This is a genomic window from Spirulina sp. CCY15215 (assembly GCF_016888125.1).
Classification (GTDB): Bacteria; Cyanobacteriota; Cyanobacteriia; order Cyanobacteriales; family Spirulinaceae; genus CCY15215.
In genome coordinates this window covers 1-289 of the sequence record NZ_JACSWA010000470.1, presented here as the reverse complement: position 1 = coordinate 289, position 289 = coordinate 1, and the positions used below count along the sequence as shown (strand labels likewise).

At 34.9% G+C, this 289-nt stretch carries 1 protein-coding gene; it reads right to left on the bottom strand.

Annotated features, from left to right (window positions below):
• Positions 1–76: 76 nt before the first annotated feature.
• Positions 77–271: a hypothetical protein gene (locus tag JUI58_RS15785; protein WP_204104763.1), complete on the bottom strand. Its 195-nt coding sequence runs from the start codon at positions 269–271 to the stop codon at positions 77–79.
• Positions 272–289: the final 18 nt, after the last annotated feature.

Below are 289 nucleotides of genomic sequence, written 5' to 3'. Positions count from 1 at the left end.
GAGCATCTTGCTCGCTATTTCTACAAAACTACAATAACCAATAATTGAGGTAGTGCGAGCATCTTGCTCGCTATTTCTACAAAACTACAATAACCGAAATAACCAATAATTGAGGATGCACCCCTTGCAAAATAGCCAAGATAGCTTCACGACTTTTGCTTGCTTCGCGAACAATTTTCTGGAATTCTTTATCTAAGAATTCATAAACTTGGCTTTCAGTGGAAAATAAAGTGAAGCAATTGTCAATCTTTAAAAATACAAAGTTTTTCAATTACACTCATCCTAGCAA